At 65.4% G+C, this 21,537-nt stretch carries 19 protein-coding genes; 5 read left to right on the top strand and 14 right to left on the bottom strand.

Going from position 1 to position 21,537, the window contains the following annotated elements; genetic code table 11:
* Positions 1 to 140: 140 nt before the first annotated feature.
* Together AKJ09_RS22020 and AKJ09_RS22025 are read right to left on the bottom strand one after the other, a co-directional pair.
* A complete protein-coding gene (locus AKJ09_RS22020) occupies positions 141 to 1,193 on the bottom strand; it encodes a hypothetical protein (RefSeq protein ID WP_146649181.1) in 1,053 nt (350 codons plus the stop codon).
* 126 nt (positions 1,194 to 1,319) lie between these two features.
* Positions 1,320 to 3,008, bottom strand: a complete 1,689-nt coding sequence (locus tag AKJ09_RS22025) for a calcium-binding protein (protein ID WP_146649182.1) — start codon at positions 3,006 to 3,008, stop codon at positions 1,320 to 1,322.
* A gap of 185 nt (positions 3,009 to 3,193) precedes the next feature.
* Here AKJ09_RS22025 and AKJ09_RS22030 point away from each other — a divergent pair, with 185 nt between their 5' ends.
* The gene (locus AKJ09_RS22030) at positions 3,194 to 4,195 is read left to right on the top strand and encodes a hypothetical protein (RefSeq protein WP_146649183.1); all 1,002 of its coding nucleotides are present in this window, start codon (positions 3,194 to 3,196) and stop codon (positions 4,193 to 4,195) included.
* Positions 4,171 to 5,166 (top strand): hypothetical protein, encoded by a 996-nt coding sequence (locus tag AKJ09_RS22035; protein WP_146649184.1) that lies wholly within the window; start codon positions 4,171 to 4,173, stop codon positions 5,164 to 5,166. The genes AKJ09_RS22030 and AKJ09_RS22035 overlap by 25 nt, the downstream gene beginning before the upstream one ends.
* Positions 5,167 to 5,196: 30 nt before the next feature.
* Here AKJ09_RS22035 and AKJ09_RS54330 read toward each other — a convergent pair whose 3' ends face one another.
* Positions 5,197 to 5,457, bottom strand: a complete 261-nt coding sequence (locus AKJ09_RS54330; protein ID WP_420814255.1) for an MATE family efflux transporter — start codon at positions 5,455 to 5,457, stop codon at positions 5,197 to 5,199.
* Positions 5,382 to 6,641, bottom strand: a complete 1,260-nt coding sequence (locus tag AKJ09_RS22040) for an MATE family efflux transporter (RefSeq protein ID WP_205633764.1) — start codon at positions 6,639 to 6,641, stop codon at positions 5,382 to 5,384. Before AKJ09_RS22040 ends, AKJ09_RS54330 begins: the two co-directional genes overlap by 76 nt.
* A gap of 114 nt (positions 6,642 to 6,755) precedes the next feature.
* Here AKJ09_RS22040 and AKJ09_RS22045 point away from each other — a divergent pair, with 114 nt between their 5' ends.
* From AKJ09_RS22045 to AKJ09_RS22055, 3 genes are all read left to right on the top strand, one after another.
* Entirely contained in the window at positions 6,756 to 7,214 is a 459-nt protein-coding gene (locus tag AKJ09_RS22045; protein WP_240488552.1) for a DUF6151 family protein, read from the top strand.
* 877 nt (positions 7,215 to 8,091) lie between these two features.
* Positions 8,092 to 8,805, top strand: a complete 714-nt coding sequence (locus AKJ09_RS22050) for a transposase (RefSeq protein ID WP_146649185.1) — start codon at positions 8,092 to 8,094, stop codon at positions 8,803 to 8,805.
* A 561-nt stretch (positions 8,806 to 9,366) separates the two neighbouring features.
* A complete protein-coding gene (locus AKJ09_RS22055) occupies positions 9,367 to 9,888 on the top strand; it encodes a hypothetical protein (RefSeq protein ID WP_146649186.1) in 522 nt (173 codons plus the stop codon).
* Positions 9,889 to 10,162: 274 nt separating this feature from the next.
* Here the strand turns inward: AKJ09_RS22055 and AKJ09_RS22060 are convergent, their stop codons facing one another.
* The 10 genes from AKJ09_RS22060 to AKJ09_RS22105 form a co-directional block, all read right to left on the bottom strand.
* Positions 10,163 to 11,971 (bottom strand): IgGFc-binding protein, encoded by a 1,809-nt coding sequence (locus AKJ09_RS22060; RefSeq protein WP_146649187.1) that lies wholly within the window; start codon positions 11,969 to 11,971, stop codon positions 10,163 to 10,165.
* Between the two features lie 41 nt (positions 11,972 to 12,012).
* Positions 12,013 to 13,368, bottom strand: coding sequence for an RCC1 domain-containing protein (locus tag AKJ09_RS22065; RefSeq protein ID WP_146649188.1), 1,356 nt, complete (start codon positions 13,366 to 13,368; stop codon positions 12,013 to 12,015).
* Positions 13,365 to 14,567: a WD40/YVTN/BNR-like repeat-containing protein gene (locus tag AKJ09_RS22070; RefSeq protein ID WP_146649189.1), complete on the bottom strand. Its 1,203-nt coding sequence runs from the start codon at positions 14,565 to 14,567 to the stop codon at positions 13,365 to 13,367. Before AKJ09_RS22070 ends, AKJ09_RS22065 begins: the two co-directional genes overlap by 4 nt.
* Positions 14,564 to 15,724 (bottom strand): WD40/YVTN/BNR-like repeat-containing protein, encoded by a 1,161-nt coding sequence (locus tag AKJ09_RS54335; protein ID WP_205633765.1) that lies wholly within the window; start codon positions 15,722 to 15,724, stop codon positions 14,564 to 14,566. Before AKJ09_RS54335 ends, AKJ09_RS22070 begins: the two co-directional genes overlap by 4 nt.
* Entirely contained in the window at positions 15,721 to 16,914 is a 1,194-nt protein-coding gene (locus tag AKJ09_RS22080) for a hypothetical protein (protein WP_146649190.1), read from the bottom strand. The genes AKJ09_RS54335 and AKJ09_RS22080 overlap by 4 nt, the downstream gene beginning before the upstream one ends.
* A 25-nt stretch (positions 16,915 to 16,939) precedes the next feature.
* On the bottom strand, positions 16,940 to 17,701 hold the full coding sequence (locus AKJ09_RS22085; protein ID WP_146649191.1) for a hypothetical protein: 762 nt from the start codon (positions 17,699 to 17,701) through the stop codon (positions 16,940 to 16,942).
* Positions 17,698 to 18,228: an RNA polymerase sigma factor gene (locus AKJ09_RS22090; protein WP_169927744.1), complete on the bottom strand. Its 531-nt coding sequence runs from the start codon at positions 18,226 to 18,228 to the stop codon at positions 17,698 to 17,700. Before AKJ09_RS22090 ends, AKJ09_RS22085 begins: the two co-directional genes overlap by 4 nt.
* 72 nt (positions 18,229 to 18,300) lie before the next feature.
* Entirely contained in the window at positions 18,301 to 19,326 is a 1,026-nt protein-coding gene (locus AKJ09_RS22095; RefSeq protein ID WP_146649193.1) for a hypothetical protein, read from the bottom strand.
* Positions 19,327 to 19,429: 103 nt separating this feature from the next.
* Complete coding sequence (locus AKJ09_RS22100) at positions 19,430 to 20,302, bottom strand: BBE domain-containing protein (protein WP_146649194.1); 873 nt, start codon at positions 20,300 to 20,302, stop codon at positions 19,430 to 19,432.
* A 339-nt stretch (positions 20,303 to 20,641) separates the two neighbouring features.
* Entirely contained in the window at positions 20,642 to 21,523 is an 882-nt protein-coding gene (locus AKJ09_RS22105; RefSeq protein ID WP_146649195.1) for a hypothetical protein, read from the bottom strand.
* Positions 21,524 to 21,537 lie beyond the last annotated feature (14 nt).

Here is a 21,537-nt window from a genome sequence, read left to right on the forward strand (position 1 = left end):
CCACCACGAACTCTCAGGCGTCGTTCGGACCCGCTCGAAGCAACCGACATGCCTCGCGTCGTTCGCCCGCGATTTCTCGGGCGACGCGCCGCCAGCGTCATGCCTTTGGCGCTCGATTGGCTTGCTGGCTCGTTCGACCGTCAGGGGACCGTCACGCGCAACTCGAAGCTTCCGCCCTTCGCATCGAGTGAGTCGACGACCACGAGATAGCTTCCGGGGTGGACGTCACGCAGGGTGAGAGTCGAGCTCGGCGGCTCGCCGTCGTCGTTGCAGCCGAGCGCGTCTTGCGGCTCGGCGGTGCAGGACGGAAGAACGTAAACGACGGTGTCGAAGTTGGTCTTGTTCGAGGCGGTCGTCAGCGTGATCGAAGGCGTTTCGCTCGTCACGCGCAGCCAGTAGGTACTCTCCGGGCCGCCACGTCGTTCATCCGAAGCGCAGCCGCTCGGAGCATCCCAGGCGCTCGTGCCCGCCGCCTCGCCGCTGACGCTCTGGGCGCCCGACCTCGCGACGATGACAGGCGCGCCATTGCAGCGCGAGCTGCGCACGACGGCAATCGACATGCAGCGCGGGGACTCGGTGGCGCCGTTGGCCGTGCACATGGTTCCCGTCGTGCAGCTGTCGAAGCCGTCGGCGTCGCAGTCTTGGCCCTCGGCACGCAGGGGCATCGAGGTGATGAACGCCATCTTGCGCTCGCCCCAATTGGCCGACGTGTCGCGAGGGGTCACGGCCACGATCTGCACCGTTTCGTCGAAACGCGGAGCGCTCTGCAGCGCGACGAAGAAGGCGCCCTGCGGCTGACCCGCCGGCACGTCGACGTCGAGCTCGGCGGACTCGCTCGCACCATCGCCGTCGGGATCGATGACCGCCGGCTTGCCTTCGGCATCGAGGAACTCGAAGTGCAGCGACGAGATGCGGGTGCTCGGGTCGTTGCCGCGGACGAGAATGCGAGGACCGATCGTCGACGACGTGCCTGAAAAATAGGCGAAGTTCGCGATCGACGGCATCGTCTTGGTCCACGTCGATGGCGCACCCGCCTCTGGCTTGCCGCCGGACGACGCGTTGCCGGTTTCGCCTCCGCTTCCGTCTGCCGAGCCGAGCGGTGAGCCCGAACAGGCCACGAGCCAGAGCAGGTACGAGAGCCAGGAGACGAGAGCAAGGTGCAGTGACGGTGTCTTGGCACGCCGGAGGAACATGCCGTCCTCCAAGCATCGGGCGTGCCGCCCCAAGGTTGATCGCGTCACCCGCAAACCTACAAAACGCGAGAGGCGCCGCGATGGGGAGGCCATCGCGACGCCTTCGCGCTCAGTGACGACGTCGGATCAGAGCTCGCAGCTCGGGTCCTTCGTGTCGTTGCCGATGCTGCCCAACGTGATGTCGAAGCCGTTGCCGCAGTTGAGGAAGTCGTCGCCCGCGCCGCCTTCGAGGACGTCGTCGCCGTCGAGCGCGATGAGCTGGTCGTCGCCGGCGTTGCCCACGAGCTCGTTCGCCGAAGCGTTGCCCGTCAGCGTGTCGTCGCCCGAGCCGCCCCAGAGGTTCTCGACGTCGGTGGCGAGGATGTCGGCTTCACCGCTGATGCCCGACGCCGTGGCGCCGTCGAGCGTCGCCGTGACCGCCACCGTGCGCGACGAGTAGTCGACCGTGTCGACGCCCGTGCCGCCGCTGATGCGGTCGTCGCCGTCCGAGGCCGTCGTGCCCGTCTGGACGAAGACGTCGTCGCCGGCGCCGCCCGCGAGGATGTCGTTGCCGTCGCCGCCCCAGATCTTGTTGTGGCTGGCGTTGCCCGTGATGTTGTCGTCGCCCGAGCCGCCCTTGAGGTTCTCGACGTCGGCCTTGACGTTGTCCTTCTCGTTGGCTTCGCCGTCGTTCGCCGCGACGCCATCCATCGTGACGACGAGCGCGACCGTGCGGGCGCCGTAGTCGACCGTGTCGATGCCGTTGCCGCCGTTGAACACGTCGGCGCCGTTCGAGGCCGTTTCCTCGTCGAAGACGTCGTCGCCGTCGTCGCCGTTGAGGATGTCGTTACCCGCCTTGCCGCGGAGGATGTCGTTGCCCGCGCCGCCGCTGAGCGTGTCGTCGCCGGCGCCGCCGATGAGGGTGTCGTTGCCGGGGCCGCCCTGGAGGGTCGCCGCGGTGGCCGACGCCGTGAGCGTGTCATCGCCGCTTCCGCCGACGACCACTTCGACGTCCGCGGTCACGTCGTCCTGCTCGCCCGAGACGCCGTCGTCAGCGCTCGCACCCGAGCCCGCGCCGATCGTCACCGTGACGGCCGCGGTGCGCGACGCGTACGTGACGGTGTCGGTGCCCGAGCCGCCCGAGATGGTCTCTTGCGGCGTGCTCACCGAGCCCTGGTTGAACGTGTCGTTGCCGGCGCCGCCGTAGACGGCGATGGGCGCACCGAAGGGCGCGCCCGCCGTGGCGTTGCCCGCCGCCGAGTACACGTCGTCGCCGTCGCCGAGCGAGACCACGTAGGCCTCGACGCCCGCCACGGTGATGTCCTTGTTGGTGTCGGTGTTGAGCAAGATGCTCGCCGCGCCGAACACGAAGTTGTCGGCGCCCGACGTGCCCTTGATGCCGAGCGTGTCGGTGCCGGCGCCGAGGTCCACCGCGATTCCGCTCGACGCGGCCGAGGTGGTGCCGAGGGCGAAGAGGCCGTTCGTGAAGTCGAGGATGAGGGCGTTCGTGCCGCTCGAGCCGGTCACCGTGATCTTCTTCAGCGTGGTCGACGTCGCGACCGTTGCGCACGTCTCTCCGTTCTGGAGAATGGCCGAGTCGGCGGCGCGCTTCGAGATGATCGCGGTCTCACCGTCGGCAATCGTGACCGTCATCGCGCCCGTGGTGGCATTGAACGCGCAGGCGGTGGCGAGTGGGGTCAGCGCGGCCTCGACCTTGGCGAACGGCTCGTCGGGATTGAACGGAGAATCCGGCTTCTCCGAGCCGGTCTGCCCGGCGCACGCAGCGAGGATCGCCGCGAGGAAAAGCGTGGTGGTTCTCGAGACCGTGTGTCGCATAGAGGACTCCTCCCGTATTCGGAATTCTTTGCGCTCCGCACTGCGCGTGAGCCTTCGGCCTCGCTGGGCCTGACGGGGGTGAACGGTCCGTGGCGCCGAAGCTTTAGCGTCTCCGCCGCGAGACTTCGATTTACGACGCAAAACAGACTCAAGGTCTCCGAAGCGCCGTGGTAGGGGGGGGCTCCATGGTTGAGTTTCGGCCGTTCTCGCGACTTCTTCGAATCCTCCCGGTGACGCTCATGACGGCCGCTGTCTCGCTGGCGTCAGCCTCGTGCGGTAGCGACACCGAGACCGATGGGGCGGCCGTCGAGGGCGATCCGGCGTGCGAAAACCTCGACGAATCGGCCTGCATGTTTCCTTTTCCATCGGACTATTTCCGAAAGTCCGGCGGTCCGTTCGGACAAGCGTTCCATCTCGATTTCGGTACGGCGCTGCCGGTGAATAGCGTCAACGACATTCCGATGTCGCCCGAGCCGTTCAAGGCGAACGACGGCTATCCGATCGTTCCAGCCATCACGTTCACGTTGCCCGGCGCGACGCTGAACGGAGCTCCGCCCATCACCGACATCGGGGCTTCGCAGAAGCCGGAGAGCAAGACGATCATCGTCGATGCCGAGACGGGCGAGCGAGCTCCGCACTGGGTCGAGTGGGACTACCAGGCCAAGGACAACGGCAAAGACATCATTCAGATCCGGGTGGCGAATGGCCTGCAGCATTCGCACCGCTACGTGGTCATCGTGCGCGGCTTGGTGGACGCTTCGGGCGCTCCTCTGCCTGCAACGCGTGGGTTCGCTGCACTGCGAGATGGCGCGCCGACGAAACTGGCGGGAATCGAGGAGCGTCGGGCGCACTTCGAAAACGACGTCTTCCCGGTGATCGCCAAGGCGGGCGTTGCGCGCACGGAAGTTCAGCTCGCATGGGACTTCACCACCTCGAGCGAGCAGAACTCGACGACCCGCCTTCTCTCGATGCGTGACCGGCTCTACGACCTCATCGGGGATCAGGGGCCGGAATACTCGATCACCAACGTGGTCGCCGATCCGGACGGGCCCGAAGGTCCGATTGCCAAGATTCTGGAAGGCGTCGCCAAGATTCCGAACTTCATGCTGCCCCCGTCGTCGGTTCGCCGAACCGGCTGCGGCTGGACGGGCAGGGGCTTCCGGTGGCGCAGGGCACCGCCGACGTGAAGTTCCGTGTTCAGATTCCGCGCGTCGCCTTGACGAGCTCGACGCTCTCGGCGGTGGTCCAGTATGGCCACGGCTTCCTCGGCGGTGATGGCGAGGCGAACAACAGCTGGCTCCGGAACTGGGCTGCGCAGCAGAACTTCCTCGTGCTGTCGACCGACATGCAGGGCATGAATACGGCGGCCGGCGTCGTCTGGTTCGTTTGCCTACCGCAAGACGCAACGTGCCTCGCGACGATCTCGGAGGAGCCTCTCCAAGGCGTGATCAACCACCTCGCGCTCCAGCGATTGATGAAGGGTCGCTTCCTCACGGACGCGAACGTGCAGAGGGACGGCAAGCCCTTCTACGATCCGGCTCGCCTCTACTATCATGGCAATTCGCAGGGCGGCACGATGGGCAATCTCGTCTTTTTGCCCTCGCGCGATCTGCCCCGCGCCGTGCTCGGCGTCCCCGGCGTGGCCATCGGCTTCTTGCTGGCGCGCGCATCGCAGTGGGAGCAAGTCGCGACGAACATCGGAGCCAACTATCTCGATCCGATGGAGTTTGCCGAGATCATGGACCTCGTCCAGCTCGGTTGGGACAAGACCGACGCCATCAACTTCGCACCCCTCTCGAGCAACGTTCCCGGCGCCGGGCCGAAGAGCGTTCTGCTCCAGGCCGGTCTCGAGGATGCGCAGGTGAACAACGACGTGACCCACCTGCTCGCACGTCTGTACAAGGCGAAGCTCGTGTCTCCGCCGGTTCGCCCGATCTTCGGTCTGGACGTGGCCGATCCTCCGCTCGTGTTGACGAACGTGCTCCAGGAGGCGGATTTCGGAGTTCCTCCTCATCCGGAGACCAATCGCCCCGCGCCGGAAGCGACAGATACGCACGAGAAGCCGCGGCGTACGCCGAAGCTGCAGGAGCAGGCGTGGCACTTCCTCGAGACCGGTGAGGTGATCCACACCTGCGATGGAGTCTGCGATCCGGAATGAGTTTCACCGCGGAGAACGGTCTCCTTCGCGCTACAGCATCCGGGCAGAACGCCAATTGCCGAATCGGTAATAGGTAATCGACATCAGCATCGACATCCCGGAGCCAACGGGAAAGCTCCACCAGAGCGAGTTGGCTCCGAGCACCGGCATCAGCGCATAGGCGAATGGGATTCTGAAAATCCAAAGTGAGATGATCAGGATCACGAGCGGTGGGATCACCGCTCCCGTGGCTCGCACGACGCTCGAGAGAACGAACGAGACGCCGAAGAGCACGAACGACCACGACACCATGTGGTGGATGTGGCTCGCGATGTCGATCGCCTCGGGATTGTCCCGAGGAAAATGCCGAAGGCCGGCCGGTTCACGAGCGTGACGAGCAGCACGAGCGAGCCAGTGAGCAACACGTTGTAAATCACGCCGGCGCGCGCGACCTTGGCAACGCGGTCCCACCGTTTCGCGCCGACGTTCTGTGCGGCCATCGACGAGACGGCGCTGCCGACTGCGAAGGCCGGCATCTGGATGTAGTTCCACAGCTGGAAGCATGCGCCGTACGCAGCGGTCGTCCGTGAGCCGAAGTGATTGACGAGGCTGATCATGAAGATCATGGACGCCGACATCACCACGACCTGGAGCCCCATCGGCACGCCCTTGAGGATCAACGCGCGCAGGATGACGCGGTCGATCTTCAGATAATGCCCTTCGCCTCGCGCCAGGCGAAGGAAGTGCTTGCTCAGGTAGAGGTAAACGACGAGCGCCGCGAGGCTCGTCCACTGGGCAATCGCCGTCGCCAAGGCCGAACCGGTGATTCCCAAAGCCGGGATTGGGCCAATACCTCGGATGAGCAGCGGATTGAGCGATACGTCGACGACGGCGGAGAGCAGCAAGAAGTAGAACGGCGTCTTGGCGTCGCCCGCACCCCGCAACGCCATCATCGCGAAGGTGAACAGATACATGCCCGGAAGCGCGATGAACGTCACCCGCAGATAGGCGGAGGCAAGTGGTAGCGAGTCCGGCGGCGTTCGCATTGCCGCGAGGACGTGTTCGGCAAACGCAATCCCGAAGATGGCGAGCACGAGAGACACGGCGCCGAAGAAGGTGATGCACGTCCCGATGGTCCGCTTGGCCTCGTCGAGATTGCGCCCTCCGAGGCTCTGTCCGACGAGCACGGTCGCGGCGAGCCCGAGCCCGAATACGCCGCCGAGCAGGAAGAAGAGCAAGCTGTTGGCATTCGCACCCGCCGACAGCGCGCGCTCGCCGAGCAATCGACCGATCCATACGGTGTTGATCGACGCATTGATCGACTGCAGAACGTTGCTCGCGAGAATCGGGAGCGAGAAGAAGAGCAGCGTGCGCGCGATCGGACCTTCGGTCAGCGCGGTCGAACGCGCGCGAGCGGGCGATGCGGCGCGCGGGGCATCGGGGATCGGGGTGGGGGCGTCTGCGGGCGAGCGTGGTCTCTCGTCCTCCGACGCCATGCTCCTTTCATAGTCGAATGGCCATGCCATCGTCGGCTGCAACGAAACGGTCTTTAGCGACCGGGCATCGAAGAATCGCGTGCGTCGGGGTGAAGGGCGATCGAGGATGACGGCATGAGTCGTGACGTCGCGGTTCGATGTCGCTGCGGTGAAGTTCAGGGGCGGCTGCGGGGCGTCGCGCCGAGCAAAGTCAACCGCGTCGTCTGCTACTGCGGGGATTGCCAGGCCTTCCTCCACTGGCTGGACCGCGCCGATCTCCTCGACCCGCAGGGCGGCAGCGACATCGTCCAGTTCGCGCCGTCGTCGCTGACGTTCGAGCGCGGTGCCAAGCGGATCGTGGGAATGAGGCTCTCTGCGAAGGGCCTCTCTCGCTGGTACGCGAGCTGCTGCAAGACCCCGCTCGGCAACACGGTGAGCCCCGCGGTCCCCTTCATCGGCCTCCTTCGCCAAGCGGTCCCCGAGCTGTCGACCGCGAGCGATCAAGCCGCCGTCTTCGGCCGCGCGTTCCCCGTCCAAGGCAAGTCCGCCATTGGCAAGCCCCCGAAGGCTCGGTTCGTCCGAGCCTCCGCATGATCGCGCACGTCATCCGTCTCCTTCTCGGCTGGAGACTCGGCGGCAAGGCCTGGCCTCATCCATTCTACGATCGCGCCTCGGGCAAGCCGACCCACGCTCTCGTCACGCTCCCCCGGTCGGAGCGCGAGGCCTTGCGCCCCTTGTGCGGTCCGCACCCGACTTCGCTGTCGTAACGAGTAGGTGCCCGGCGTCGTTCCAACACGATGCCGGTTCGAGCGCAGCCATTTTTGAATGAGGCGCTTCTCGCCGGGGGCGCGATCGCTGCTCGTGATGTTTGAATAGGGCACTTCTGCCGAAGATGCGTGATCTGTGTGCAAGCGGCGAAGGGAGCCCACGCCATCGCCTGACCATCGCATATGCCTCTGGAATGAACTGACGGATCCGTGCCACGTCGGTTGTCATCCAATGGTGTTGCCTCGCGAAGCGGCGCGGCATGCTCCGCGATTGCCTTCGCGTCGGAGGGAGAAGTCCCTCACCGTTTCGAGAACGAGCACGGACGCATCGAGGTGCCTTCTACAAGGAACCTTTGCGATGATGGGCAACGAGCCATTGCGTTGGGATTGGAGCTCGGCCCGCTGCATTGAATAGGGCGCTTCTGGTTGGGGCACGATCGCTGCTCGCCACGCTTCGCGGGTTGCGTTGCGTGCGTGCAGCTCGGTCCCCGACGCGTCCTTCGCCGATGGAGGACAATGGGGACATCGAAACCGAATGTTTGAATAGGGCGCTTCTCCCGGCTACACGGACTTGTGGGCAGGTCGCGAAGGAGCCCCGATGTCGTTGCCTCGTGAGCGCGATGAAATAAAGAATGGACTTGTTGGCTGTCGAATCATGATTAGAGTCGTTCTCTCGCGTTTCGGCGCGAGGTTGAGGGGGAGCGATGAAGGGGGCGCAGCTTTCGCTGCTCACGGACGTCGTTCGACGAACGCGCGGAGGTACGCGTCCGAATGCGGGGCGCAAGTCCGGACCTCGGCGACGTGTCATGCATCGGGGGCGGCCCGAGCACTGCTCCCGCCATCCGGTGCATGTCACGCTTCGTGCCGCGCGCGGGCTACCGAGCTTCCGTAGTGAGGTGCTCGCGAAGGTTCTCGAGAGTGCCGTGCGCGCGACGAGGCGGGACGACTTTCGTATCGTCGAGTACTCGATTCAAGAGGATCATGTTCACACGATCGTCGAAGCTTCGAGCAAGCAGGCGCTCGAGCGAGGCATGAGGAGCTTCACGGTGCGCGCGTCGAAGCGTCTCAAGAAGGCCCTCGGCGTGAAGCGGTGCAGAATCTGGGGCGATCGCTATCATCGCCGCGATCTCACCTCTCCGCGCCAGGTGCGAAATGCGCTTGTCTACGTGATTGCCAACTTCAAGAAGCATCAGCGTCTCGCGAACGGCGCACCCCGCATCGACCTGTACTCCTCGGCGCAATGGTTCACGGGCTGGATCCAGCACCGAACCCCGCCGAGCGAAGGGTCTCCGGTGATGCCGTCACGAACCTGGCTCGGCAGCACGGGGTGGAAGAAGCATGGACTGATTCATCCAGGCGAAGCACCCTCGGCACCGGTCAGGCCGCCTGGTCGAGATATTCCTGTTCCACCTCGGTAGGCGTTGTGTCGTTCAGAGCTCGTTCTCGAGCGTGGCGACCAAGAATCCGGCGACAGCGTCGTTCCAGCAGGTTCCCGACACGCCTCATGCTCACGAGCACACTCAGTCGCTGGCGGTACTCGTTGCTGGCGAATTGGCAGACCCGGTTGGAACGGTGAAGCCAGTCGTTCGTAGAAGACGACGACGTAGCCTTCCGCCTTCCGCTTTCCGCCGTCCACACACACACGTAAGTGACGTCCGTGAGTCGCCGTTCGTTGGGCCGCTGACATGCGATGGCGAGCAGCCGACACATCGCGTGAACGGGACACGACGCTTCTCCGATTCGGCTCTTGCATGATGCCGGCTGGGGCACCCAGGGGTCGCCGCGGAGATTGGTGTCGCGCGCAACACGTCTCTCCCCTTGTGTCACTCGCCGAGATGCACAGGCGTCGACGTCACGCCGTGCTGTCTGAGCAAACGACGCGCCCGAATCACGCTCGGGTGACCGGCATCGAAACCGTCGTATTCCGCGCCAGGACGAGGGACGAAGGAAGATTGGCGAACCGTGAACGTACGATGGGCGTGCGAATGCCGCGATGGGCGCGATGGGTGGTTGGAGCGGCGCTGCTTCTTGCTGGCCTGCCCGCGAGTGCCGGCAGCGCGCAGCGGCGAAGCGCGGCGAAGGCGCTTCTCGCGGGCGAGGCTATCGGTGGTGTCCGCATGGGGATGACGCCCTTGCGGGTCATCGCGCAGCTCGGCAAACCGTCGCGAGTATGGAAACGCAACGTCGAGCACGACGGCTCCGTCACGATCAGGTGGTGGTGGGAAGGGCACGCCGCCGAGATGCTATTTTGCGGAGCGAGTGTGAAGACGGTGAGCGTCTGTGGGCTCGAGATCGTGAGGCCATCGCGGCTCACGACGAGCAAAGGCATCGGCATCGGTAGCACGCTTCGCGACCTGGATGCCGCGTACGGGGCGGGGCACGACCCTCGGCCGGAAGACAATGGGATGTACGTCGTCGGTGAAGAAGGCGGCCTTGCGTTCGACGTCGGCTTCGACAAGACGGTTGATGCCATTTACTGGGGACGCGATACGGGCCCTTAGAATCTACCGCCCGATGCCCTCGCCATCACAATCGTCGCAGTCGAAGCCTAGGCCTTCGTCGAGATCGCGCGACGAGACCCATGCGTCCACACGAACGCCTCGAAGATAGCGGATTCGACGCATATCGCCCGACTCCTCGAGCGCTTCCACGGTGAGGAGCGGCTGGTCGGGGAGCAGGTCGAGGAGAGCCCCACTGGCGGAGGCGCCGACTCTTCAAGTGCATGTAGTGAGGAGCGTCGATTGGCTGGCGTGGTACGTCGGGCTGGACAACGCTTCAGTGCACCGTGATGTTCGTCCTCGAGATCGGCCGCAGGCCGGCGCCGCCGGGGTAGGCGTAGCTGGCGTAGGCGGAGACTCCCCAGACGGTGCTCGTGAAGGGACCGTCGCTGTGGATCCGTTGCGGACCATCCTTGCAGGTGCCGCCGGGGTAAGTCTGGGGCGCGCCGTAGAACGAGAGCGCCACGGACGTCCATTCGAAGTCCGGAGTGATCGGAATCCAGTTCGTGAGTGGGCCGGCGCAGTCGAGGATCACGTCGTGGAAGGCGCCCTTGTCCTTTCGGCGTGTCACGACGATGGAGCTCGACTTGTAATTCGCGTCCGAGAAGAAGCCGTAGGTGTCGAGCCATTGGTCCGTCGGAATGACCAGGACCATCTCCGGGTCGCCGACCTGGTACGACGATGCGTCGGCGCCGGTCATGTACGCCGCGACGAAGAACGGGTGGTCGCTGTCTTGGCTGCGGACGACGAAGGGCTGGTCGACGAAGAACGCGGCGAGCTCACCAGCTGCAAGCGTCGTCGGAGCGCCCGCAGGCGTCGACGGTTCGTAGACGAGCTCGATGCCGTCGGCTCCACCGACGAGTCGAACGACGCTCGGATCGCGCTCTTTTTCCTTACCGTTCGACATCAGCATGGCTCGGTTCGGCGCCGTGGTGATGGCATATTCGCGGCCCCACGCGGAGATGGGCGGAATCTGCTCGTTCTCCTGGTCGGCGGCGGTGACGTCGCTCGGTATGTGCACGGCCGTGTTGCCGCCGAAGAGTCCGACCTTCTTGTTCGACTCCATGATCGACCCCACGAGCTCGCTCTCCTGGGTGAGTTGGAGCAGTTCACCGCGTTTCAGTCGATAATTGGCGACGACACCCTTGGGGCTCGCTGCGACTCCATCGCCGCCCATGATGTCGGTCTTGGGGAGAATGTCGATGGACGTGTCGTCTTCGATGGCCACGACTTGAATGGTCGGTCTCCCAGTCTGATTGATCGTCTCGTCGGCGCCGCGCAGCTCGCCACGACCGAAGCGATCGAGCTTGCCACCCCAGGCACTCGTGAAGACGTACTTGTCTCCGAACGACGTCGTCGGGAGGAGGAGTGTGGCGCTGGGAAATTGAGTCTTCGCTCCACCGTAGGGAAAGATGGAATACATCGATATCGGAACGTCGGCGCTCACGAATGCTGCGCGGCCGATCGCCGTATCGTGGACGACAGGATCCTTGTCGAGGACTGGCGTCACCCCGTCCGGACATGGGGTATACGTGCCGGAGACGACGCCTTTCTCGTCGGAGAAGAAGATGACGGCCCCTGCGCCGGGGGGGAGCGGTCCGTCGAGCTTGGTGTGAACCACCTTGCCGTCCACGATCGATGGAATCCATACGGCGCCGTCGAGAGAGCGCTCCTGTCCATCGAATTCGATGTGCAGTGTTGCCGGCGAGGTCCAGTTGTTGGCCACGAAGAGTGCCGAACAGCTGCCTTTGCTGAATTGGTCGCTATTCGAGCTGGGAACGGCGAACGAACAGCCGACGGAGCCGGCGTTCACCGCCGCGGCGCTGCAGGGGTCGACGCATCGATCGCCGCCGCACGCCTTATCCGGCGGGCATTGCTGGGTGACATTCCCGTTGCAGTCGAGGACGGAACGCAAATCGCGCGAACACGCGAAGCCGGCACATGCCTCGACGGTCTGGTCGCCGGCATCGGGGGGAATGAACGTCCCGTCGTCGGGACTCCACGTCGAGCGATCGGAGCTGCATGCGAGCCACCCGGTCGAGCCGCTCGCGACGACGAGAAACAGCGTGAAAATTGGCCTGCGCATGACAATTCCTCGAGCGCGCTGATGCGGATGAAGCGAATCGATCATGGGAATACGATGGCCCCCGGTTCAACGTGGATTGCGTCGTCGCGTGAGCCGCGCCCGAGCTGGCCCACGAGATTGTCACCCCAGCAGGCGACCGTGCCACCACGGCGAAGGGCGCAGATCGCGGCGTCCATGATGGCAGCGGACACGACCTGCTCGCCGAGCCCCTCGATGCGTCGAGGGTGGGGCTGCGCGCGTCCTGCGGTGACGCCGAGCTGTCCGCGGTCGTTCGCGCCCCAGCAAAGAAGATCGCCGTTCGCGGCGATGATGCAGGTGTCGTCTCCGCCGGCGAACACAGCGACGGCCTGAACGCCTTCGGGAAGGGAGACTGGCGCAGGAAGCTCTTGAGTCCCCAAGGTGCCGCTGCCGAGCTGGCCTTGGTCGTTGGCTCCCCAGCAGAAGAGGCCTCCCCCGTGACTCAATGCACAGACATGCGAAGTGCCGCTGGCGATTCCCACGATGTCGGAGAGAGCAAGGGGGGCCGGGACGGGATCGGCGACGAGCGAGCTCGCCCGGGCGAGCGGCGAGTCGATCGACTTGCCCCACGAGAGAACGGTTCCCGTTTCGGTGACCACGAAGCCGTTGTCGCTCGTGCCCGCGAAGCCGCGCACGGGACCAGCCAGTCGACCGGCCTGCGCCGCAGATGTGGTCGCGCTCGTGTCGCCGTCCGCTCGAGCCAACTGGAGGCTGTCATTCGCTCCCCAAGACCACGCTCGGCCGTCGTCCGAGTTGGCAAGAGCGAAGGTGTTTGCCAGCCAGACGAACTTCGCTTTCAATCCTTCGATGACGACCGGTTCGGGGTGAGCACCCGCGGACACTGCGCCGCCTCGCCCGAGCTGCCCATGGGCATCCGAGCCGAAGCACGAGACGTCGCCGGCCGTCGAGACGACGCAGGTCGTGCCCGCCAGGTCGTCACCGACGACCGCGACGCTCGCCGCGTTCGAGGTGGCATTCACGGCCGCGGGCGTCGCCAGGAAGGCGGGCATGGGCCCGGCGTCGCTCAGGCCGGTTCCGAGCTGCCCTGATTCGTTCGCTCCCCAGCAGCGCACGGTTCCATCCTGCAGCACGGCACACGCATGACTGCCGCCGCGCGCGGCGAGCTGATTCACGCACGGAGTGCCCGTGCACGCGATCGTGAAGTCGTAGGTTGGTGGAGGCAGGGCGTCGGCATCGGCGTCGTGCGTGCCCGGGCCGGCATCCCTGACATCGCTCTCGGCGTCGTTGGTCGGCGCTTCGGCGTCGTCACCTAGGGATGTCGCGGTCTCGTCCGAAGACGAACACGCGAGGGGGGCTACCATGCCGAAGGGCGCCAACAGGAGCAGCGCGCTGCCAATTGCCTTGCGTCGCGAGCTCATTTCGTAGGTCCCTTCAGGGCGAAACCGTCGCCCACGAGCCACGTATCCGTATCGTTTCCGTGAATGGCATTGAGCTGTCGCGGGACGAAATCGAAGCCCATGTCGATGGCGGGCGCCGCCACCAGGTCCGTGCCGTCCCAGCGATTGGCGACGCCGATGGCGCTTTGGACGCGCACGTCGACGCCGCTTTTTGCCCAGGACACCAGGTTGGGAGGCGGAGGGTAAGTATTGCCGTTGATGTCACCAATCCTCGATTCCTTGCCGGACACGTCCCTGACCCACGGGATGGGCACAGGGGGAAGGGCGACTTTGCCGAAGTTCGCGTAAGCGAAATACCAGGCCTTGCCGATCGCTTGGTAGCCGAATACGAAGAAGCGGTGCTCGTCGTCGGGCGCGTCGGTGACGACCGCCGACGTCGGAAATATGCCTAGTTGGCGGTCTGCGGCGGAATTGACCTCCGCGATCTGATCCGGCACGAGCTCGAAGATGAGGGTACGGCTAATGGGCCCGAAGTTGCAGGGCGAGCAGGGGACGTCGTAGAGAGCGTACGTTCCATAGCCGGCGCGTCCGAACAACGTGCGCGCGCGAAGCGCAGGATTGCCGAGATCGTAGCTCGTCAGCGTGGACCCGTCGAAATGCTCGACGGCACCGTCGTAGCCGAACCACACGTCGTCGGGGGCCGACCCGTAGATTCCGCGAATGTCCTTGGTGTGCCCAGTCTCGACGCGTGTCCACGCACCGTTGTTCGACGCCGACGTCGAATGCAAAAGCAGTCCGCGCTCGCCCGCCGCCCACACGTCCGTGGCGCTGCCCCAAACGGCGTAGAGCGCGTGAGCCGCACGATAGGACGTCGTCCAGCTCGTGCCATCCCAATGCAAGATGAAGCCTTCGGCGCTGACGGTCCAGACGTCGTTCGAACTCGCCACCCACACCGCACGTAGCGAGAGCGGTTCTCCGATATCCGAAGTTGGAATCTTGGTTTCGCAAAAACCGGTCTTGCCGCAGACGAGGGAACGTTCGGCATCGAGGTTTACGTCGCGCGCCCCACCGTCGTTCGGGGTGGCGTCGTCGGTCAGGCCGGCATCGGACGCGACACTCGTGTCGGGCGCCGGAGCCGGCTCTTCGGTGGCGCTGTTCGTCGCGCACGCGCCGAGTACGATCAGACTCGCGATGGCCGCTCGTCGTGAATGGTGATTCATGGAAGTGGTCCCCAGTGGAACATGGCGCCTTCGCCTCCGATCCACACGTCGTCCGGGCTGGCACCCCAGATCGTCCTCAGCTTGCCGCTGTAACCCTGAATCGGAATTCGCGACCAGGTCTTTCCGTCGAAATGCAACAGCGTTCCGGAATCTCCCGCGGCCCAGATATCGCTCTTCGAGAATCCAAAGACGGCATTGAGCGTTGTCGTCGTGCCCGATGCCTCTTCCGTCGCCGTCGTGCCGTCGATGTGAATGACCGTACCGGCCTCGCCGACGGCCCAGAGCTGATCACCTTGGCCCCACGCGGCAAAGAGATTGTTTTGATTCGCGAGCGGAAGCACCATGCCTTCTCCAGGCCCGGCGTCGGCCTCAGCAAGTGGATAGTGGGCAATCGTGCCACGTTGTCCGACGGCCCAGAGGGCGTTGCCAGGGACGGCGAAGAGAGCCTGGATGTTCATCGGCATCGGCGCGTTGTTCGCGGCGACCACCGGGGGAGGAAGAGCCATCAACCCGACGCCGTCGAAGTCGACGAGCTCGATGAGCAGGCCGCCCGTTCCGGGAGGCGCGAGGCTGCCCTCGCTGGCCCCGATATAGCCATGGCCGTTGTCGAGGAAGACGATGCTCGTGAAAGCGTACGGGATGAAGGTGTCGATCTTATGGACGCTATCGGGCGAGAGGCCTCGTCGCATGACAATCGGACCAGCGACGCCGTACGCCCAGTCCGCCGACAACGACAGGCCCGTCATCGTCGAGAGATCTTTGGGCACCTCGGTCGAACGGATGTCCGTCCAAACGTGGCCGTCCCAGTGAATCATGAGGCCGAGCGAGCCGGCGGCCCACACGTCGCTGTTCGATCGTCCGGCGAGTGCCGAGAAGGACCCGACGGTCAGCGTTGTTGGCACATGACACACGTTTCCGACCGCACACGGCACGTCGGGGAGGACGATGGCCGCGTCAGCGGCGTCAGCATCGGCATCGGAAGCTGCGTCGGCGGTAGCATCCTCGCTCGGTGCGATGACGCTGCTGTCCGGCGTCGTCGGGGCTTCGTTGCTCGACTCGGCGCATGCGGCAAGCGAGATGCCGCCGAGCGCGACGAGGCCGGCGACTGTGAGAACGCCTCGACGGTGACCACGCGAATGAAAGAGGAGTGTTCTCATTTGGTCGTCGGTGTTTCCGTGTCGCAGGGGGCGACGAGGCATTGGCCCTCCGAGCAAACCTGATCGGGGAGGCAGGCATGGCCGCAACCCCCGCAGTTCCGGTTGTCGACGCGGGTGTCGATCTCGCAGCCGTTGTCGGTCAAGCCGTCGCAGTCGGCGAATTTTTCTTCGCACTGACCGCCGCAGAGTCCGTACGTGCACGTCGGCACGTAATGCGGGCGATCGAAGCCGGCGCAGCGCTGATTGCAGCCGCCGCAATGGTCCGGGTCATCGTCGAGGTGCGCGCAGAGGAATCCGAAGCAGCGCGTCTCGCCGGGGGCGCAGATGCATTTGGGGCCGGTGAAAGGATTGACGAAGCAGATCTGGCCGGGGGCGCATTGGTCTCCGCAACCGGCGCAGTTTTCGGTCGTAAAGAGCTCCACTTCACAGCCGTCCGCCAGATCTTTGTTGCAATTCGCTTTCGGCGAGTTTGGCGGGTCTGGCACTTTGCATTTGGGAGTGGTGCATTTGCCTCCCCCGCAGCCGTAGTACATGTCGTCGGGAAGGGGTTTCAGCCCAGGGCCGCTCGGATCACAGATCCGGCCGCAGACCTTGCAGTCCTTGTCGGCCGTCCGCTTGTCCGTGCAAAGCAAGTTGGGCGGATGGTCGGGGTCGGGGCATTGGTCGGGCGCCCCCATGGACTCGCACGCCGTCATGCACTCGCCCTGGTAGCAGACGAGGCCGTCTGCACACACGTTGCCGCAGACTCCGCAATTCTTCACGTCGTCGGCGGCCGCTTCGCAACCATTCGTGGGGTTGCCGTCGCAATTGCGAAAACCGGGGTCGTTGCAGCTGAACGTGCATTGCCCGTCCACGCACGACCACTTGCTGTGTCCGACGTTTGGCCCAGCGCAGCGAACGCCACACGCTCCGCAGTTGTCGTCGTCCGTGAGCAGGTTCACGTCGCACGGAAAGGCCGACGAGGCGCACGTCGTGTACGGGAGCGAGCACGTCGTCACCGGACACATGAGCACGTTGCCCTGAATCGACGCGTCGACGTCGTCCGTGGTGCCATCGGCGCCGGAGTCGACGACGAATCCCGTCGGGCCCTCGCTCGAGCCGTCGGCAAGGACGGTCTCGCGCGAGCACGCCGGCATCGACGCGAGCGCTATGCCGCCGAACGCGGTCAGCCAGAAGAATCTACGAAGCATGAGTCTCCTCGTCCGTGCTGGGACGTCAGCGAGCGAGTGCACGCTCGATGCGCGCGACATACGGCGTGCGTGGGAATCGTGCGAGAAGCGCCTGAGCGCGGTTCGTGGCTTCCGGCATCCGACCGAGTCGGGCCAGCGCCTCGACGGCGGTGAGCTCACGCTCTTGCGTCAGCTCGCCGTTCGGGAACGTTCGTGCGTGCTCGTCGGTGAGGGCGAGCGCTTGTGTCGGGTTGTCGGTGAGTGCGAGCTGGGCGCGCCGGATCAAGGCGAATTCCGCCTCGGACGGCGCAGACGCATGCGATGCAGTCGGAGCAGACGTCGACGCTGCAGGCGCGATGGGACGAACGATGGCGCGCGCGGGTGCGCTGGCCGTAGACGATGGAAGTGCATCGACCGAGATCGACGGCATCGTTTCGCTGCTCGTCGCCGGCACGGGCGCCGGCGAGGGGTCGTTGGTGACGTGCGGAGCCTCTGACGTCCGAGCGAGAGCGACGACAGACGAGGGCGTCGGGGGCGTCGTATGTTGGCTGCGCCACGTGACGGCAGCACCGCCGAGCGCGACGAGTCCGAGAAGGGCGAACTTCGCGCTTCCGAGGCGCGCGAGCACGCTGCCAGAGGCCATCGAGCCGGCGCTGCTCGTCTCCTCGAAGGCTCCCGAAGTCTGGAGACGTTGCGCGAGGCGAGCGGAGGCAGCGGCGTCCATCGTTTGCCGCCCGGACAGACGCAGGGCCCTACCGAGCTCGGAGGCTTCGTCGTCGGTGAGGCGCGGGGGGCCGTCGAGCTTCATCGCGGCTCCCTGAATGCGCGCGCGAGCTCACGCCGAGCGGCGTAGAGGCGGGCGTAAGCCGTCGGGAGCAGGCACCCGAGGGCAATGGCGACTTCGCGCATGGACATCGATTCCGTTTCGTAGAGAAGGAGGACGTTGCGTTTGTCTTCGTCGAGCATCGCGAGGGCGCGATCGAGTCGTTCGAGCTCGGCGCGCGTCGAAGGGTCGCCCTCGACGCCGAGGTCGGGGACTTCGTCGACCTGGATCTCACGGGTGCGATGCGCGCGTCGCCGGTAGGCTGACGCACAGCGGCGGGCAATGGCGAACAGCCACGCGCGCTCGTGCGCACCGTCCCAATCCGGGTACTTTCGATGGGCAACGAGAAAGACGTCGTGCGTGACGTCTTCGAGATCGGCGGAACGGACTCCGAACCGTCGCAGGTTCCGCCACACGAAGTTCGCGTGTGCCGAAAAGAGCTCCTCGACGGTCGGCCGCGCCGGCGCCACGACGGACGTTGAGGGCTCGGCGAGTCCAGAAACTGCGGTCACTCGAGGCCTATGCATCAGAGCCCCGTCTTTTTTAATGCCTCGATCGATTTCGCCCGCACGCGAATCTTGGCCTCAAAATGACCAGCCGACGCCGATCGACAGACGAGCTTCGACGGACGCCGTTTCGTGCAAACGGATGAGCTGACCGTCCTGGCGGACGTCGAAGACGTCGTGGGCGAGCGGTAGCCGAACATCCGGCAGGATTTCGAGGTGTGTTCGGGATCCAAGTCGGATTTTCACGAGCGCTCCCGCCGCGACGATGCCGACGAGGCGCGTCGTGTCATAGGAGGCTCGAAAGCCCGACGTCGACCCGGCCAGGGCGCCGAGCCGCGCCTCGACCAGCGGAATGAGCTCGAAGGCGCGTGATCGCAGCACGCGTAGACCCACGAGTGCGCCGGCATCGAAGTAACGAAAGGTGACGTCGCCACCCGGTGCCGACGTGGCCCACGAGGTCTCGAAGCTTCCCTCCGCGCCGAGCACGAGCATTGGGAACGAGGCCGTCCATCGCAAGGCAACGCCCAATCCGACGTTCGGGAGAAACCCGAGGCTGGCGACGCCCGAGCCGCTGACCGCCATCGCGAGAGGCTCCTTGTGGCCCTCGGGTACGGGGGAAGGGGATACGGTGCGGTCACGAAGGGGCGGGGCGACGACCGACGGGGCGGGCGGCGGGGCGGGCGGTGGCGCAGGCTCGGCGGCGGTCTCTCGTGCGGGCTCACGCGACCGCGCCACGGCGATCATCATGGCAACGAGCAACGCAGCGGGCTCCTCGATCTCCGAGCAGCGCGACTCGTAGAAGCGGACGCGGCGTTCGCCGAGGTCGGCCCCCGCAGCATCCCTCACGCGCAAGACGACCAAAAAGGATCCTTCGTCCGACGTCACCTCGCCATGGACGACGAGTTCGGCCGCACCGGACGACATCGGCTCGCCGAGCGCGCGACGGGACGCCTCCATCATGCGCTCGCGCGTCGGACAACCCTCGGGGGCCGACCATTCGAGCTCGTAGGGAGCGGCCTCGGCGCGGCCCGCCTGGAGGATGACGAGACTCGCCGCGAGGAATGCCAGCGTTCCCCTCGTCGTGGGCGTTCGCGACGCACGCATTCCTTCGTGGTGAGAGTCTAGCGAGGTTCTCTCGCCACGTCCGTCGCTTCGTGTCAGGGGCGAGCCCAGCCGTAGCCGCAACTCAGTTGCGCTGAGCGAACGGTCAGGCGGCGGTGACCGACTGCGCGAAGGCGAAGAAGCCGTCCGGATCGTAGGCTCTCGACACGCTCGCGAGCTTTTCGAGGTTGCCTTTGTACGAAGCGCGACCCCAGTCACGCTGGTTCGGATCGATGTAGTTGATGTACGCGCCGCCGCCGACGATGCTCGCGAGTGCGGTCTGAACTTCGCCGACCTGACGTGTCGCGTTCGCCCGGTTCGCCGCCGTCGTGCCCTTGTAGACTTGCACGCTGGCGAGCGCGGTCCGATGGGGGAAGGCGGTTGCGTCGGGCGGGGTCTCGGCGACTTTCCCTCCGAGGCTGTCGAAGAGGACATCCATCCCGCTGTACTTCGCGAGAAGCGCCGTGAGCTGGTCTGGAGCGCTCATCGGCGACTCGAGCATGCGGGACGAGGCGACGAAGGCCTGACGCTCGAGGACGCCCCCCGCACTCTCGCTCGCGAGGTGGCACTGCGCGAGGGTCTTCGTCGAGCATCCGCCGAAGTAGCGCATGGCATCGATATAGCTCTTCTCGACGACGCTGCGCTTGGTCGGCTGCGCATGCGTCTTCGCGACGAAGTCGTCGAGGAGGGAATCGATGGTGGCCTTGCTCCCGACGAACGAGCCGCCGACGCGGATGCTGGGGGTCGACCCGGCCGAGACGACGCAGTTCGACCACGCCTCGTTCGGGAGTGTGGCGAGCCAGCTCTGCCAAGCACCGAGCACGTTGGTCGCGGATCCGGCGGGGAATTGGAGGCTGAAGACGACGACGGATGACGGAGCCTTCGGCGCGGCGAACCTGAACGACGTCACGATCCCGAAGTTGCCGCCGCCGCCACCACGAAGAGCCCAGAACAGATCGGGATCGTTCGCCGCGCTCACCGTCTTCTGCGTGCCGTCGGCGAGGACGATGTCGGCACCGACGAGCGCATCACACGTGAGTCCATCAGCGCGTCCGTCGCCCCTTCGGATGCTTCACTCGTCTCGACCCCGCAGCCGCCGAGAACGAGCGAGCCGAGACCGATCCCAGTCCACGTCAGAACGTCTCGTCGGGAAACCGCGCGCCCAGCCATCGGTGCCGCGTGTGCGCGAACCGTGCCAGTCCGCTGACCTTGGAAATTCCCGCGTATCGTGGTTCTCGTCGCGCACCGGAGCTCGAGGATGGACAACGAGCTGCCCAGGTCCGGTGACCGTGGTGCCGTGTCGCTCCCGCTCGAATCGTCAGGGGCAGGCGACGGCGGCGTCGTCGATGGCGATCGCGTCGAGCCACATGTCGACCTTCGGGCCGTCGTCGCAGCAGTTGAGGAGGCCGACGCTCAGCTTCGCGATGTCGAAGGCTTGCCAGTTCGTGACCTTGTTCTCGAGCTGAACGCCGTCGATCGACATCACGGCCGTCTTGTTGGGGCCGTCGAACTGCCACTGAATGCAGGCCCACTTGCCTTGCGGATACTTCGCATTGCTGACGGCCGTATTGTCGCCGGGGCCGAAGTTGAAGAGGGCCTTCGAGTTCTCGAGGCCGCCCATCGTCATCTGGCCGTTGTCGCCCGGGCCGTTGAGGATGACGAGGTGATAATGGGTCGTCGGCATGACGTTGTAGAACATCATGAAGCGGCCGTAGACGTTGTTGCCTGACATGGGCAAGAGCGGCGCCTCCTGGACCATGACGGCCATCGCGCCGCCGCCGTTCGTCGTGATGTGGACGGACTTCGTGCCGTCGTAGGCCTTCGAATCGTCGATGGCCATGCTGGCCGAGGCGACTTGCGTGGTCCAAGGAGACGTCGGAAGTCCGCCCTTCGCGTAGCTCTCGAAGTCGTCGCAGACCTTGGCACCGGTGCAGCCGGCCTGCGGGCCGGAGTCGTTGCCTTTGCCGGAATCGCTCGAATCTGCGCCACCGTCGTTGGGGTTCGTATTCCCTCCCTCGTTCGTAGTGCTCGAATCGCCGGAGGTGGGGCCCTCGTTCGACGAGCTGCGATCACCGTCGTTGGCTCCGTTCTGCGAGCCCGAGTTCGTGAGCTGATTGGTCGAATCGTCCGAGCTGCAGCTCCACAGGGCGACGAGCGTCAGCGTGGTGAGGCTGACCAACCAAGCGCGTCGAAACGTCATCGCAATATCCTTTT

Source organism: Labilithrix luteola, from assembly GCF_001263205.1.
In the GTDB taxonomy this organism is placed as follows: domain Bacteria; phylum Myxococcota_A; class Polyangia; order Polyangiales; family Polyangiaceae; genus Labilithrix; species Labilithrix luteola.